Annotated in this window: 16 protein-coding genes and 1 tRNA gene; 16 read left to right on the top strand and 1 reads right to left on the bottom strand. The window is 37.9% G+C overall.

All coding sequences use genetic code 11. The annotated features are described in order from the left end of the window. The first annotated feature begins 4 nt into the window (after window positions 1–4). From FTT74_RS00210 to FTT74_RS00140, 15 genes are all read left to right on the top strand, one after another. A complete protein-coding gene (locus tag FTT74_RS00210) occupies window positions 5–919 on the top strand; it encodes an acyltransferase (protein WP_019836263.1) in 915 nt (304 codons plus the stop codon). Continuing rightward, the gene (gene hutH, locus FTT74_RS00205) at window positions 919–2,454 is read left to right on the top strand and encodes a histidine ammonia-lyase (protein WP_136143696.1); all 1,536 of its coding nucleotides are present in this window, start codon (window positions 919–921) and stop codon (window positions 2,452–2,454) included. Before FTT74_RS00210 ends, hutH begins: the two co-directional genes overlap by 1 nt. 12 nt (window positions 2,455–2,466) lie before the next feature. Further along, window positions 2,467–2,886 (top strand): thioesterase family protein, encoded by a 420-nt coding sequence (locus tag FTT74_RS00200; protein ID WP_019836261.1) that lies wholly within the window; start codon window positions 2,467–2,469, stop codon window positions 2,884–2,886. Between the two features lie 55 nt (window positions 2,887–2,941). Continuing rightward, window positions 2,942–3,529 (top strand): outer membrane lipoprotein carrier protein LolA, encoded by a 588-nt coding sequence (locus FTT74_RS00195; protein ID WP_227499376.1) that lies wholly within the window; start codon window positions 2,942–2,944, stop codon window positions 3,527–3,529. Next, window positions 3,504–5,828 (top strand): MMPL family transporter, encoded by a 2,325-nt coding sequence (locus FTT74_RS00190; RefSeq protein ID WP_026438004.1) that lies wholly within the window; start codon window positions 3,504–3,506, stop codon window positions 5,826–5,828. Before FTT74_RS00195 ends, FTT74_RS00190 begins: the two co-directional genes overlap by 26 nt. 18 nt (window positions 5,829–5,846) lie before the next feature. Then, window positions 5,847–7,133, top strand: a complete 1,287-nt coding sequence (locus FTT74_RS00185) for an NAD(P)/FAD-dependent oxidoreductase (protein WP_019836258.1) — start codon at window positions 5,847–5,849, stop codon at window positions 7,131–7,133. Window positions 7,134–7,136: 3 nt separating this feature from the next. Then, window positions 7,137–7,694, top strand: coding sequence for a DUF3261 domain-containing protein (locus FTT74_RS00180; RefSeq protein WP_019836257.1), 558 nt, complete (start codon window positions 7,137–7,139; stop codon window positions 7,692–7,694). Next, window positions 7,687–8,883: a beta-ketoacyl-[acyl-carrier-protein] synthase family protein gene (locus tag FTT74_RS00175; RefSeq protein WP_136143697.1), complete on the top strand. Its 1,197-nt coding sequence runs from the start codon at window positions 7,687–7,689 to the stop codon at window positions 8,881–8,883. The genes FTT74_RS00180 and FTT74_RS00175 overlap by 8 nt, the downstream gene beginning before the upstream one ends. Then, window positions 8,880–9,317 carry a 3-hydroxylacyl-ACP dehydratase gene (locus tag FTT74_RS00170; protein WP_019836255.1) on the top strand — a complete coding sequence of 146 codons (438 nt, stop codon included), beginning with the start codon at window positions 8,880–8,882 and terminating at the stop codon, window positions 9,315–9,317. The genes FTT74_RS00175 and FTT74_RS00170 overlap by 4 nt, the downstream gene beginning before the upstream one ends. Beyond that, entirely contained in the window at window positions 9,314–10,039 is a 726-nt protein-coding gene (locus FTT74_RS00165; protein ID WP_019836254.1) for a 3-ketoacyl-ACP reductase FabG2, read from the top strand. The genes FTT74_RS00170 and FTT74_RS00165 overlap by 4 nt, the downstream gene beginning before the upstream one ends. Further along, window positions 10,039–11,265 (top strand): beta-ketoacyl-ACP synthase, encoded by a 1,227-nt coding sequence (locus FTT74_RS00160; RefSeq protein ID WP_019836253.1) that lies wholly within the window; start codon window positions 10,039–10,041, stop codon window positions 11,263–11,265. Before FTT74_RS00165 ends, FTT74_RS00160 begins: the two co-directional genes overlap by 1 nt. Window positions 11,266–11,283: 18 nt before the next feature. Beyond that, window positions 11,284–11,688 (top strand): hypothetical protein, encoded by a 405-nt coding sequence (locus tag FTT74_RS00155; protein WP_019836252.1) that lies wholly within the window; start codon window positions 11,284–11,286, stop codon window positions 11,686–11,688. Window positions 11,689–11,708: 20 nt separating this feature from the next. Continuing rightward, the gene (locus tag FTT74_RS00150) at window positions 11,709–12,143 is read left to right on the top strand and encodes a hypothetical protein (protein ID WP_019836251.1); all 435 of its coding nucleotides are present in this window, start codon (window positions 11,709–11,711) and stop codon (window positions 12,141–12,143) included. Between the two features lie 88 nt (window positions 12,144–12,231). Further along, window positions 12,232–12,768 (top strand): hypothetical protein, encoded by a 537-nt coding sequence (locus FTT74_RS00145; protein WP_019836250.1) that lies wholly within the window; start codon window positions 12,232–12,234, stop codon window positions 12,766–12,768. Window positions 12,769–13,125: 357 nt separating this feature from the next. Further along, a tRNA-Leu gene (locus FTT74_RS00140) sits at window positions 13,126–13,210 on the top strand. A gap of 244 nt (window positions 13,211–13,454) precedes the next feature. Here FTT74_RS00140 and FTT74_RS00135 read toward each other — a convergent pair. Continuing rightward, window positions 13,455–13,658 carry a hypothetical protein gene (locus tag FTT74_RS00135; RefSeq protein ID WP_004971452.1) on the bottom strand — a complete coding sequence of 68 codons (204 nt, stop codon included), beginning with the start codon at window positions 13,656–13,658 and terminating at the stop codon, window positions 13,455–13,457. A 418-nt stretch (window positions 13,659–14,076) separates the two neighbouring features. Here FTT74_RS00135 and FTT74_RS00130 point away from each other — a divergent pair, with 418 nt between their 5' ends. Beyond that, complete coding sequence (locus FTT74_RS00130) at window positions 14,077–14,349, top strand: hypothetical protein (protein WP_167845938.1); 273 nt, start codon at window positions 14,077–14,079, stop codon at window positions 14,347–14,349. Window positions 14,350–14,371: the final 22 nt, after the last annotated feature.

The following is a 14,371-nucleotide window of genomic DNA, read 5'->3' as shown; positions in this document are numbered from 1 at the left end:
GCAAATGCAAAAATGGAGTACAGTCAAAGAGCGGGGTGGTATGTTGCCACTCATGTTGATGCTAGGCTTTTACCGTTTAGGCGGGCGTTGGCTATGTAGAATTGTTTTGTACTTTGTTATTTTGTGGTATTGGCTTTTTTCAAATACTGCTCGTCAAGCATCTTTATTATATTTAAAAAGGTTGCATCACTTTGCAGGTGACAACTCTCCATTTAAAACAGAGCCTCAACTTTGGCATAGCTATAAGCATTTGATGCATTTTGGTGAATGCATTTTAGATAAAATTGAAGGATGGCTTGGGCATATTCCTGAACAGGAATTAAAGTTACATGGTCATGCGCACTTTCGTTCTCATTATCAAAAAGGTGCAGTGATTGTGGTATCCCACTTTGGGAATATTGAATTACTGAGGGCTATTAAAGCAGAACATCCGCAGAAAATTAATGTATTGGTGTATCAAAAGCATGCCACAAAATTTAATGAGTTTTTAAAAAAACTGAATAAACATGCCGATGTTAATCTAGTGTCAGTAGATGAATTAGGTATAGAAACTGCATTGATTCTACAAGATAAGTTAGATCGGGGTGAGTGGATTATTTTAGCTGCAGACCGTGTACCCGTACAATCAGATCGGGTACAGTCTGTTTCTTTTTTGGGTGAAGATGCTTTGTGGCCACAAGGGGCTTGGATACTTGCCAATTTATTGAAAGCACCAGTGTTAGCCGTGTTCTGTTATCGGATAGAGAAACATTTTGAGGTACATATTCATCAAATGGCTAAGCAATTAACTTGGCCACGTAAAGATCGTTTACAGGCTATGCATCAGACCATTCAGGTATATGTAGAACTATTGGAGCAGCATTGTATACGTGCGCCTTATCAATGGTTTAATTTTTTTAATTTTTGGGATAAAGGGTAATTCTTGTGTTAATTGTTGGGGAAAATCCACTTAGTATTGAAGATGTTGTTGCTATCGCACGTAAAGAAAAACAGGTCAGTTTGCCTTCATCTGTAGAATGGATAGCGTTAATTCAACGTGGTGCAGATTTTCTGGATCAACTTTTGCAAGATGAAGGGGTGATTTATGGTGTTACTACAGGCTATGGAGATTCTTGTTTAGTTGGAGTCCCAGCACATCAAGTGCACGAACTTCCATTGCATTTATCGCGTTTTCATGGCTGTGGTATGGGGCAAAATTTAGACCTTATTACGGCACGTGCGGTGTTGACTGTACGTTTGTGCTCGTTGGCGCGAGGTTATTCTGGTGTTTCGCATGCTTTATTACAGCGTTTAGTTTGGATGTTGAATGAAGATGTAATTCCTGTGATTCCATCTGAGGGCTCTGTTGGTGCTAGTGGCGACCTAACACCTTTATCTTACATTGCGGGTGCTGTAGTTGGTGAGCGCGACGTGTACTATCAAGGCAGAATCGTTCCTGTTTCTGAGGTATATGTTGAAAAAGGTGTACAGCCTTTAGTTATGCGTCCTAAAGAAGGTTTGGCTCTCATGAATGGCACAGCAGTCATGACAGCAATTGCTTGCCTCAACTATAAAAAAGCAGAACAAATATCTTTTGCGAGTACTTTAATTACTGCATTGAATGTTTTGGCTTTAGAGGGGAATCCTAGTCATTTTGATGAGGTGCTTTTTGCTCAAAAGCCACATCAGGGTCAACAGACCATTGCTGCTCAATTACGTGACTGGTTAAACAGTGAGGTACAGACCGCGCATCAAAGTTCACGTTTACAAGACCGTTATTCACTACGTTGTGCACCACATGTAATAGGTGTTTTTGAAGATTCAAAAGTATGGTTACGTCAATTTATTGAAAATGAGTTAAATTCAAGTAATGACAATCCATTGATCGATCCAGTCAACTTACGTGTATTGCATGGTGGTCATTTCTATGGGGGGCATATTGCTCAAGCGATGGACAGTCTAAAAGTCATGATTGCTAATATTGCAGATCTTATGGATCGTCAGTTAGCACAGTTAGTTGATTATAAAATGAATAATGGGCTACCACGTAATTTAACAGGTTCGAGTCTTGAGCGTTTACCATTAAATCATGGCTTTAAAGCAGTACAAATAGGGGTTTCAGCGTGGACTGCAGAAGCATTAAAACAGACTTTGGCCGCATCTATTTTTTCACGCTCTACCGAGTGTCATAACCAAGATAAAGTCAGTATGGGGACTATTGCAGCCCGTGATGCAAGTCGAGTAATTTTACTCACTGAGCAAGTAGTTGCAGCATTAAGCTGTGCTGCTATTCAGGCAATTAAATTAAAAAAAATGGATAATGATTTAAGTCCCGTTTTAAATATGTTTCAACAGTGGGTGCTTCAGAGCTTTAACTATGTAGAAGAGGACCGTGCTTTGCAACATGAACTTCAATCATTGGTAAATCGCTTTGAAGACTTAGAGTTGTTGAGCCATATTGTTGTTAAATATTGATAGGACATCACTATGTATGCAGATGTAATAATAGAAGTTCCATTTCATGATGTTGATACTATGCATGTTGTTTGGCATGGACATTATTTGAAATATTTTGAAATCGCACGCTGTAAATTATTGGATCAATTTAATTATAACTATAATCAAATGCGTGATTCAGGTTATGCGTGGCCAGTAATTGAAAGCCATGTGCGTTATGTTCAAGGTATTGAGTTCGAACAAAAAATTAGAGTGCGTGCAATTTTAAAAGAATGGGAAAATCGACTGAAAATTGAATATTTGATTTTTGACGCAGCTTCGGGAAAAAAACTGACCAAAGGTTATACAACACAAGTGGCGGTACAAATCGAAAAGCGTGAAATGTGTTTTCAGTCTCCCCAAATTCTATTGGATTGCTTAAAAGCCTGGTCCGAATTTAAAGCAGAGTAGTACAATTATGACTCGTTATAAGTTTGCCAAGAAGGTCGTTACTTTAAGTTGTATTATGATCTTTCTTGCCCCAACAGCAAAGGCACAGAGTGTTCAAATGAAACAAGTGTTTGAGCAACTGGGTTCAACACCTATTGTACGTGCTCAATTTGAGCAACAAAAAAAGCTAACATCTTTGAATAAAACTTATGTGTCTAAAGGTGTTGTCTTATTTAGTAAAAGTCAAGGTGTGCTATGGCAAATTCAAAGTCCAGTAAAAGCTGATTTGGTTGTGACACCGCATAAGCTAGTACAAAAAACCTTGCGTACATCAAGTCAAATAGAAATAAATAAAACACCATATGGTTCTGTGGCGACTATGTTTTTGCAATTAATGTCAGGCAATGAGGCAGCATTAAACAAAAACTTTCATGTGGTTTCTGCAAGCTACAGTCCAACGCAGTGGAATGTCAGTTTGACACCTAAAAGTAGTTTATTTAAAAAATTATTTGTACGTGTCGATGCACAAGGTCAACGTTATGTTGATCGTATTCTAATTGAAGAGCAAGCGAGCAATCGTACAATTATTAACTTCAGTCAGCAGACATCTCAACCTCAAACTTTAACGGCTGCTGAAAATGCGCTTTTCCAATTGGCAAAATAAATTAACAGCCCTTTGGCTATGTATTCTATGTGTTATTGCTTTAGCACTAGGAATGGCTTGGTTAAATAAAGGTATTAGTATAGACACTAATATTTTTTCTTTATTGCCAGAGTCACATCAAGATGCAAATTTGAAACATGCACAACAATATATTAATCAGCAGCTAAATGATAAAGTTTTTGTGGTATTGGATGCAAAAAATGATCAGCAGTTAGAGCAGGCAACACAAGTACTTAAAACTCAAGCAAATAAAAGTGGTTTTTTTCATCCTCTCCGCTCACAAGTCGATCCTGATCGCTTTGCTCAAGTGCTATATCAACATAAAACAGGATTACTTTCCAAAACTGATCGGCAGATTTTGCAGGAAAAAGACTATGCTGCATTAATGGAACAAAGTTTATTGCAGTTGATGAGTCCTGGTATGCCAATTACGGCTGACATGCTTAAGCAAGATCCGTTGATGTTGTTTTCACGCTATGTATTAAGTTTAAGTAATTTACAAAATAATACTGATATCAATCTTGAGCAAGGTTTTGCGACCCTGCGTGATGAACATGGTATATCCCGTTTAATAGTGCTCCAACTTAACAATAGTCCTTATAACATTGCCTATCAAGATCAGACCGCAGCCTTTATTCAAAATATGAATCAGCAGTTTAGCCAATTGCAGGTTAAGCCACATTGGACGGGGACATTGTTGTTTGCACAGTTTGGGACTTTTTCTGCCAAAGAGGAAATATCGACTATTGGGGTTGGGTCAACGATTGGTATTTTACTTTTAGTTTGGTTTGGCTTCCGTTCACTACGTCCAATGCTGACTGAAATGGTTGCAGTTGGGGCAGGTTGTTTAGTGGCTTTTGCTGTGACTTATTGGATTTTTGGTGAAATACATCTGATGACTTTGGTCTTCGGGGCAAGCCTAATAGGGGTTTGTGTTGATTTTTCATTTTACTTTATGGCAATGCAATCTCAGCACAGAATGATGAATGGATTTGATGTGCTTAAACCTTTATTGCCTAGTTTGTTTGTTGGACTCATGACAACACTTCTGGCTTATGTGGTACTTAGTTTTACACCTTTCCCTGGTTTTAAGCAGATTGCAGTTTTTTCAATGGTTGGGCTGAGTGCAGCATGGATTACCAGTATTTTATTACTTCCACGCTTGCCCGCATTAAATGCTGAACCTGCCATCCGTAGATTAAGTTTTATAGGTAAAGTGCGTAGCTACGTGCAACTTCATAAGACTCTACGTCATACCTTGATTTTATTGATTGTATTCGTGACGGGTACTAGTTTATTTTTTCTAAAAAGTAATGATGATATTCGCAATTTACAAAGTATGGATGTAGCGCTCAAGCAGGAAGATCAATATGTCCGTTCTCGTTTTATGCAACAACAAAGCAGTGATTATTTTGTAATACAAGGTCGAACCTCTGCAGAGGTCGAACAACGTGAACAAGAGTTGTTGGTAAAACTAACAAGTTTACAGGAAACAGGGAAATTAGGTGGTGTGCAAGCTTTGGGTCAATGGATACCTTCACTTGAACAGCAGAAGCAGAATATTGCGATGCTAAAGGAAATTCCGAAGCCTATATTGAGTGAGTATGTCCAGGCGTTGCAACTAAACATTGAAGACGTTTTGAATTGGCAGGCAGGCTTGCATGAGCGACCAATATTAACAGCGGCTTCTTTTAAGGATCATCCACTTTATTTTTTGCAAATGAGTTCAACACAACGTTTAGTCATGCTCGAAAACATACATGATGTAAATGCATTGCAGCAATTAACAAATACTAATATACAGTTACTGCGTCCAGTCAATCAATTATCTGAACTATTTAAGCAACATCGAGAGCATGCGCAGTCATTACTAATTAGTGCTTTGATGATTCTAGCTATTGGTTTAGGAATACTTTACGGTAAAAAATCCATCCTTCCTTTGATATTACCTGTCAGCATGGCACTTATGACAACCTTTGCAACCCAAGCATGGATGGGTATTGAAATTAATTTGTTTAGTATTATGGGAACTTTCCTAATTATTGGGATTGGGGTGGATTATGCAATTTTTTATCATCATGGGCACGACCATCCACAGGTCGTAGGTATGGCCTTATTTTTGTGCATGATGTCTACATTTTTTGGATTTGGCTTGCTTTCTTTTAGTCATACCTATGCGATTCATAGTTTTGGGTTAACAGTTTTACTCGGTGTTATTTTTTCATTTATTTATGCAACACTTTTTACATCATCCGATGTAAAGCATGTTGTGGTTCAGCAATATCAGCCAAAGAGTTGAGTTAAAGGATACAGTGCAATGAGCACAATGCAATATACAGATGTTTTAATCATTGGTGCGGGGCCGTCAGGTAGTTCAGCGGCAGCTTTACTTTGTCAAAAAGGCTATCAAGTCACAGTAATTGAAAAGCAATATTTTCCTCGTTTTTCCATAGGTGAGTCTTTATTGCCTCAATGTATGGTTTTTTTGGAAGAAGCTGGCTTGTTAGACACGATTCATGCACATGTTGATGAATATGCTTTCCAGTTCAAAAATGGTGCTGCTTTTTTAAAAGGAAAGCAGCGTAACTTTTATGATTTTACTCAAAAGTTTAGTGAAGGCCCAGGTACAACGTGGCAGATACGCCGTGCTAACTTTGACCATCTTTTGGCACAGCAAGCAGCTAACATGGGGGCAGATGTTCGCTATGGTCATGAAGTACTAGGGGTAGATGTTGTATCTGAACAGCCAATTTTGACTGTGAAAGATGAGCAAGACAATAGTTACCAAATTCAAGGAAAATTTTTATTGGATGCGAGCGGTTTCGGTCGAATTTTACCGAAATTCTTGGATTTGGAAAGTCCATCAGATTTTCCTGTGCGTCGTGCTGTATTTACCCATATTGAAGATGGCTTACAAGATGATCCAGAATTTGATCGGGAGAAAATATTAATCACTGTACATGAAAAAGATCATCGTGCTTGGTATTGGTTGATTCCCTTTGCAGATGGACGCGCATCATTTGGTGTGGTAGCAGAGGAAGATTTTTTTGAAAAATATGGTTATGACGGTAGTGTAGATTATGATTTAGAGGCTTTACAGAAGCGCATTTTGGCAGATGATCCTAGTTTGTCACATGTATTACGTAATGCTAAGCATGACACTCCTATGCGAACTTTAGTTGGCTACTCGGCAGATGTTAAACATTTGGCATCACATAACTATGCACTTTTGGGCAATGCAGGTGAGTTTTTAGACCCTGTATTTTCATCAGGTGTAACGATTGCGTTGAAATCATCGAGCTTAGCCATTCCTTTGGTAGATCGAGTTCTTCAAGGACAGTCAGTTGATTGGATGAAGGAGTATGAAAAGCCGTTACGCAAAGGCATTCAAGTTTTTCGTGCTTATGTTGAGTCATGGTATTCAGGTGAATTCCAGGATGTAGTTTTTTCGACCCATCAAGATGAAAAGATCCGTCGTATGATTTCTTCATTGTTAGCAGGTTATGCGTGGGATGAGAGTAACCCAATTCATCGTAATGCTAAGCAACGTCTGAGTACTTTGGCTGAATATTGCCGAGAAGAGAAAGCAACCAAGAGCTGTTGATGGATGAAATCTAAGTTACGTTTTAATGTCATTAGCTTGATTTTAGCTAGCTCTTTATTGTTTAGTGCTTGTCAAACATGGATTCCTAAAGCTCAAGGACTAGTAACCCAACAGTGGGGCGAACGAAGCTTTCAGCGACAGGATCAAATGGAGGTACATTGGAGACAGCAAGGTTTTAGCTTTTTAATGTATCAAGAACAGAAAGGGCAGACTCTTGAAATGTTGGCACTCAGCCTGACAGGACAGCAATTGTTTAAACTTAATTTTGATGGTCAAAAAGTTAAGGTTGAGCAACGTATTGAGCAATTGAGATTCTTACCTTTTGATTATGTAGTGCGGGATATTTTATATGCAACATATCCCAACTTTATATCGCTGCATGTCGGGAAAACTACTGTCTTGCAAAAGGAAGGCATAATTTATATTCAGCAACAACCTGTCTTGAAAATAGATCATCAAGAGGGAGTTATTGAACTGGAAAACCTACAAGTACCTTATGAGATGGTAATTAGTACGGTTAGTAATACATTGGAAGCTGATTCAGGCGGTAATGATGACTAAAAAAATGCAGCACTCTTCAGCTGTCGGAATTCAATGCAGTGTGGCGTTGTCTGCTTTGGGGCAGAATGTAGATAATATTCGACGTACTTTGACTTCTGAAGAAAACTCTTTGTCCTTACGTGATGATTTAATTGCAGGGCGTAAAGTTTGGGTTGGGGCGTATAATCATCCTTTGATTCAAGAAGTACCAGAGGATTTGAGTGGGGCAGACTCACGCAATTTACGTTTTGCATTAACAGCTTTAATGCGAATTGAAGCAGAAGTTCACAATTATACAGCACAGTTCCCAAAACATCGTTTGGCTGTAATTATCGGCACATCTACATCTGGTGTTGCTGACAATGAGCCTGTATTAAAAGCATGTTTTCAGAAAAAAATATTACAAGGTGTTTGGCATAAAAAGCAGGAAATGGGTTGTCTAGCAAAGGCATTACAGCAATATTTAGGCTGGAGTGGGCCTGCATATACTATCTCAACAGCATGTTCTTCCGCTGCAAAAGCTATGGCAGCAGGTCAACGAATGCTCAATGCAAATTTAGTTGATGCTGTGCTAGTGGGTGGAGTGGATACTTTATGTAAATTAACTTTAAATGGTTTTGATAGCTTAGAGAGTCTTTCTACTGATATTTGTCAGCCCTGTGGAGCTAGCCGAGATGGCATTAATATAGGTGAGGCGGCGGGATTATTTTTACTCTCTAAAGAGTCTGCTCCTGTCTGTTTGTTGTCGACTGGAGAGTCGATGGATGCATGGCATATTTCTGCCCCACATCCAGAAGGATTGGGTGCAATAGAAGCAATGAGAAAAGCTTTAGAGGGGGCTGGACTTCATTCGAGTGATATTGATTATCTAAATTTGCATGGGACATCTACGCCACAAAATGATTCGATGGAAATTAAAGCTGTTCAAGCTGTATTTGCAGATCAACAAGTGGCATTGAGTAGCACCAAGCATAAGACAGGGCATTGTTTGGGGGCGGCTGGTGCAATTGAGGCATTTATTTGTCAGCAAGTTTTGTTAGATCAAGCATGGTTACCTTTACATCATTCTGGAGAGTTAGACTTTGAATTGATCACGAAAAACTATGTGCGAAATAGCCATTTAGAAGCACCAATCCGGTATGTAATGAGTAATTCATTTGCTTTTGGTGGTAGCAATATCAGTTTAATTATGGGAGCAGTTTCACCATGATGGATGCTATTACGTTTATTCCGCATGAAAAGCCAATGGTTTTTGTGAGTCATCTAATTGAGGTAAATGATATATTTGCAATTGCTGAGCTTAGAATCACTCCTGATTTAATGTTTTTTGAAGAAAAGGGCTTACCAACATGGAGCAGTATTGAATTGATGGCGCAGACCATTAGTGCTTATGCTGGTTATAAAGGACAAAGCAAGGGCATGCTTCCGAAAATTGGTTTTTTATTAGGGACACGAAAAATCCAATTTCCATGTGCTTTTTTTACTGAGGGGACAACAGTAAGAATTCGTGTGGAACAAAGTTATCTGCATGAGGGTTTGGGGCAGTTTAATTGTGAAATTGAATATCAAGAGTATAAGTTCAGTGCCATGCTTAGTGTGTTTGAGCCTGAAAATATAAATGAAATTAGTGGGAAACTAGTGTGAAAAGACGAATTTTAGTAACGGGTTCTAGTCGTGGAATTGGTAAGGCAATTGCTTTGGAATTAGCAAAAGCAGGTTTTGATGTAACAGTACATGCGCGTTCAAGACAAGCAGAAGCTGAAGCGGTGGTGAAGGAAATCCAAGAAATTGGACAAGCTAGCCATGTATTAATGTTTGATGTAAATGATCGTGAACATATAGCAGAAGTTTTGGAACAAGATATCGCGAAGCATGGTGCTTTTTATGGTGTCGTTGTAAATGCGGGGCTTACAAGAGATGGGGCTTTCCCTGCATTAACCGATGATGACTGGGATCAAGTGGTTTCAACTTCATTAAATGGTTTTTATAATGTACTTAAACCTTTGATTATGCCAATGATTCGTTTAAAGAAAGGCGGGCGTATTGTGACCTTGTCTTCTGTATCGGGGATTATGGGGAATCGTGGTCAAGTTAATTATAGTGCTGCTAAAGCAGGGTTAATTGGTGCAACTAAAGCTTTAGCTTTAGAATTGGCAAAAAGAAAAATAACAGTGAATTGTGTTGCTCCAGGCTTGATTGAAACAGAAATGGTAACAGAAGAAGTAAAAGAACATGCTTTGAAAATGATTCCATTGCAACGTATGGGTCGGGTAGAGGAAGTTGCTAAAGCGGTTAAGTTTTTATGCAGTGATGATGCAAGTTACATCACACGCCAAGTAATTTCAATCAATGGAGGCTTGATTTGATGAAACGCGTTGTGGTTACAGGTATGTCAGGGATTACCTCTTTAGGAGAATCAGCAGACCAAGTTTTTGAACAATTTGCACAAGGTAGAAGTGGCATTCGCTATATGCCAGACTGGGAAATCTATACAGATTTACGGAGTAAATTGGCAGGTCCAGTTGAGTCTTTTACAGTGCCAAAGCATTTTAATCGAAAAGTTACCAGAGGCATGGGGCGGGTTGCTTTAATGTCTGTAGTGTGTGCAGAAAAAGCATTAGAGAATGCTGGTTTACTCAATGCAAATATATTGAAAAACGGTGAAGCTGGAGTAGCATTTGGCTCATCTGCAGGTAGTGTTGATGCTGTGCGCGAATTTGGGTCTATGTTACTTGATCACAATATGAGTCAGCTTAATGCAACAACTTATATTCGTATGATGTCTCATACTAGTGCGGTCAATATGACGATCTATTTTGGCTTAAAAGGTTTAACCTTGCCAACTTCTAGTGCTTGCACTTCAGGCTCTATGGCAATTGGGCAGGCTTATGAAGCCATTAAATATGGTAAACAAACGGTGATGATTGCAGGTGGAGCAGAGGAACTTAGTGCAGCGGGTTCAGCTGTGTTTGATGTGCTTTTAGCAACCAGTATGAAAAACAGTCAGCCTGAAGCTACACCACGTCCTTTTGACAGTGATCGTGATGGCTTAGTGGTCGGGGAAGGGGCTGGGTGTTTAATATTGGAAGAATATGAACATGCTAAAGCACGTGGTGCAACCATTTACGCAGAAGTTTTAGGTTATGGTAGTAACACTGATGGTCAGCATGTAACTCGACCTGATTCCGAAATGATGGGGCATTGTATGGGCTTAGCACTCAAAGATGCTCATGTTTCTGCTGAAGATATTGATTATGTATGTGCGCATGGTACATCAACAGATCAAGGTGATATTGCTGAAACTCAGGCTACCTTACGTATTTTAGGAAAAAAACCAATTAGCTCGTTAAAAAGTTATTTTGGTCATACTTTAGGAGCCTGTGGTGCGATTGAGGCATGGCTTAGTATTGAGATGATGCAACGTGAACAGTTTATCCCTACTTTGAATTTGGATAGTGTTGATCCATCTTGTGCAGAATTGGACTATATTCGTGGGGAAATACGAAATATGCCTGCTGAAATAATTATGAGTAATAACTTTGCCTTTGGTGGGATTAATACTTCATTGATTTTTAAAAATTTTAAGGTCTAGATGATATATAGAGGGAATATGAATCTTAAAAAATACTTGGTTATATTAGCCATTGTAAGCACATTAAGTTTAACTGCTTGTAGTACAGTGAAAATTTCTGACTATCCACAACGCCAATACAATGTACCTGAAAACGTTACAACTAAAGATGTGTTAAATAATATTAAACAAGCCATTACGCAACAAGCACGTGTGGGGTGGGTCGTAGAACAGTCTGACTCGAGTAAAGTCATTGCTGGTTTGACACGTCGAAGTCACTATTTACAAGTAACCTACAGTATTAATGGACAACAAGTATCTTCTCAGATAACGAGTAGTCGTAATCTAGATCAAAAAGGAAATAAAATCCATAAAAATGCCATGAGTTGGAAAATGCGTTTGGATAATTCAGTTTTTATACAATTATCAAAGTCTTTAAATTAACTTTTTAAGAGGGTGGAATGATGAATATTAAACAATTGGTTTTAGCGAGTGTGCTTGGTTTTGGTAGCTTTACGGCTGTCCAAGCAGCAGATCAAATGCATGATTTTGACTTTCAGGAGGCGGTTAATCGTGCTGTTGCTGATGGAGTTCTTGACGGCTCAGTTAAATTTTATCTAGCGGGAACTAAATCAGGGGGACGTGTTATTGAACGTGGTTTGGTAACGAATAAGAAAACCAATGGTTTTGCTAAATCAGCTGAATCTTCATGTGATCATGTATTAAGATCAGCTCTAATTCAATTCGAGAAAACCGCAAAAGTGCGTGGTGCAAATGCTGTAACAAATTTGGTGAGTTATTATAAAGCTAATGAGACCAAAAGTACTAAAACTTATCAATGTGCTAAAGGCACAGCAATTGCAGGCGTCGCATTAAAAGGTGATCTTGTAAAATTTTAATTTAAATAGACGTTACAAAAGCCCTCAATATTATTAATTGTGGGCTTTAAAATATTACTTTAACTAATATTTTACCATTGATAATTATATGATTTTAAAGGGTATTGATTTGAAGAAAATTATTCAGGCTTCTTTAATAGCTTCGACTATAATTTTGGTGGGTTGTGCAACTCCTCTTATTGCTCCAGATATTATTGAGAATGTAAAAAAAGTTGAAAGTCCATATTTGAAAAATTCAAACCTAGTTGAAGTGGATATTGATCCTAAAATTAACAATAGAGAAAAAATTGATATAAAAGTCAAAGATTCTTTAGAGTTAGCCTTAAAAAACTCGAATCTTTTTGGTACGGATGCTCAACATCCATACAAAATTACTGCTCAAGTACTTGTTGCAAGTCAGGCGGCTGTAAGCTTTGGTAATTTTGAAGGTAAGTTAGGAATTAAGTACACTGTATTTGATGATAAGGGCCAACAAATTTTCCAAGATACTATCAATACGATAGCAGGTAGTGACTTAAATCCATTAGCTCCTGGTGTTGCTCGGCATACACGTTCACGTGCTAGAAATATTGCCCTTAATGTGAATGAGTTTGTAGGCAAACTTGAAACTGTTCTAAGAAAATAAAGTACTTAAACTGAACCCTGCTTAACCTTTAATTCAAATTATAAAATTAATGGCTTAAGCAGGATTCGAGTTATATTAATTCTAAGATTTAAAAAATAATCCTAACATTGAATTCGGAACGCACTAGATAAATTCTATCTTTATTTTTGGCGAAAGCGTAATCAAACTAAAATCTCTGCCACATTTTTTGCCACATAAGTTTAAATTCTAATCAAACAGTATAGAAAAGGGATTGCATAAGCCATTGATTACGTCTAATATTCGTTTCGTAGCGTAGCAAGACGCTACTGGCAAAAGGTTCGAATCCTTGATCCTCTGCCAAATTAAAATCCAACAACTCAGTTGGTACCCGATGTTGGGGACGTGGCGAAATTGGTAGACGCACTGGATTTAGGTTCCAGCGCCGCGAGGTGTGAGAGTTCGAGTCTCTCCGTCCCCACCATACATTAAAGAGCAAGGCAATGACCTTGCTTTTTTATTGCCTGTTATTTTAGCTTTAAATCATTGCATCTCTTTGACAAGGCTTAGATGTATTTTAAGATTTAAAGTTCAGTATAAAAAAAAGCCCATAAACAGGTTATGGGCAAGATCATCTTTAAGTGTTGATGAAATACGATTTGAATTTTTATTTTTGCATCCTATCAAGTTCAACCGTTATCGCATACTTATCTATATTGTATAAGTACTTATGCTTTTAAATGGTCTTCAAATTCCTCGCCTAATTTCATTGCTAAAGCATTACCAGAAAGCTCGCAAGTGACCAAACCATATTCTTTTTGAAAGCTAAATGTGAAACCGTGACCATCCGCCAAATTTTTGACTGAATAACCTAATTTTTCTAACCAAATACGAAACGCAATTAAATTTTTTGCTTTAACAACTTTTTTCACGAGAGAACTCCTATCCATTTATTTAATTATTAATAGGGATATTTCTTGAATTTTTAAAGGGCAGAAATGTATTTCTTTGACATTTTTTTCACTGATTTTTAGAAATCTAAAGTCCTTTTCAGCAAATAGAATATTTTAAAAGAATTATTGAATATTAAGTTATTGATATTTATTGTTTTAATTGAGGTAGCATAATTAATTTTAAGTTCTTAAATGTATTGCCAAAAGATGACTTAGAAATATTTTGTTAATGATTTTTAATTTTAGGCTGTATTTATTTTCAGCATTAACACATAAAGATTATCCATTTTTTATGCCAAGCTTTAATTTAATGCAATGGATATTAGTATGGAGCATGTCGGTACCTAATAGACATTAGCTTATACTATGGTTGAGTTTGAAGATTTGGGAAATAGACATGACCGCACAAACAATTCAACAGCAGGTGGAGTGCATGGTGAAGCAGATGCAAAATCAAGGACTAGAGCCTGTTGCTGTGATGCTCGGGCATGAAGATTGGTTACTGTTTTCCTTACAATCCAAAGTGGATTATACGCCTTTTGGCAGCGCACGCCGTTATCAGCCTGCATTGTTCAATTTGCTGTTGGTGCGGGTCGATGAAATGAATGCTGTGCGTGTGGTGACGCAAACTCAATTAGATGAGTTTGCTGCCAGTAATCAGATTTTATAATCCGAGAGAAATATCAGATGCT

This window comes from Acinetobacter sp. YH01007, from assembly GCF_013420425.1.
GTDB classification, from domain to species: Bacteria; Pseudomonadota; Gammaproteobacteria; order Pseudomonadales; family Moraxellaceae; genus Acinetobacter; species Acinetobacter towneri.
The sequence above is the reverse complement of the archived record's forward strand: the minus strand, read 5'-3'. Positions and strand labels throughout refer to the sequence as shown.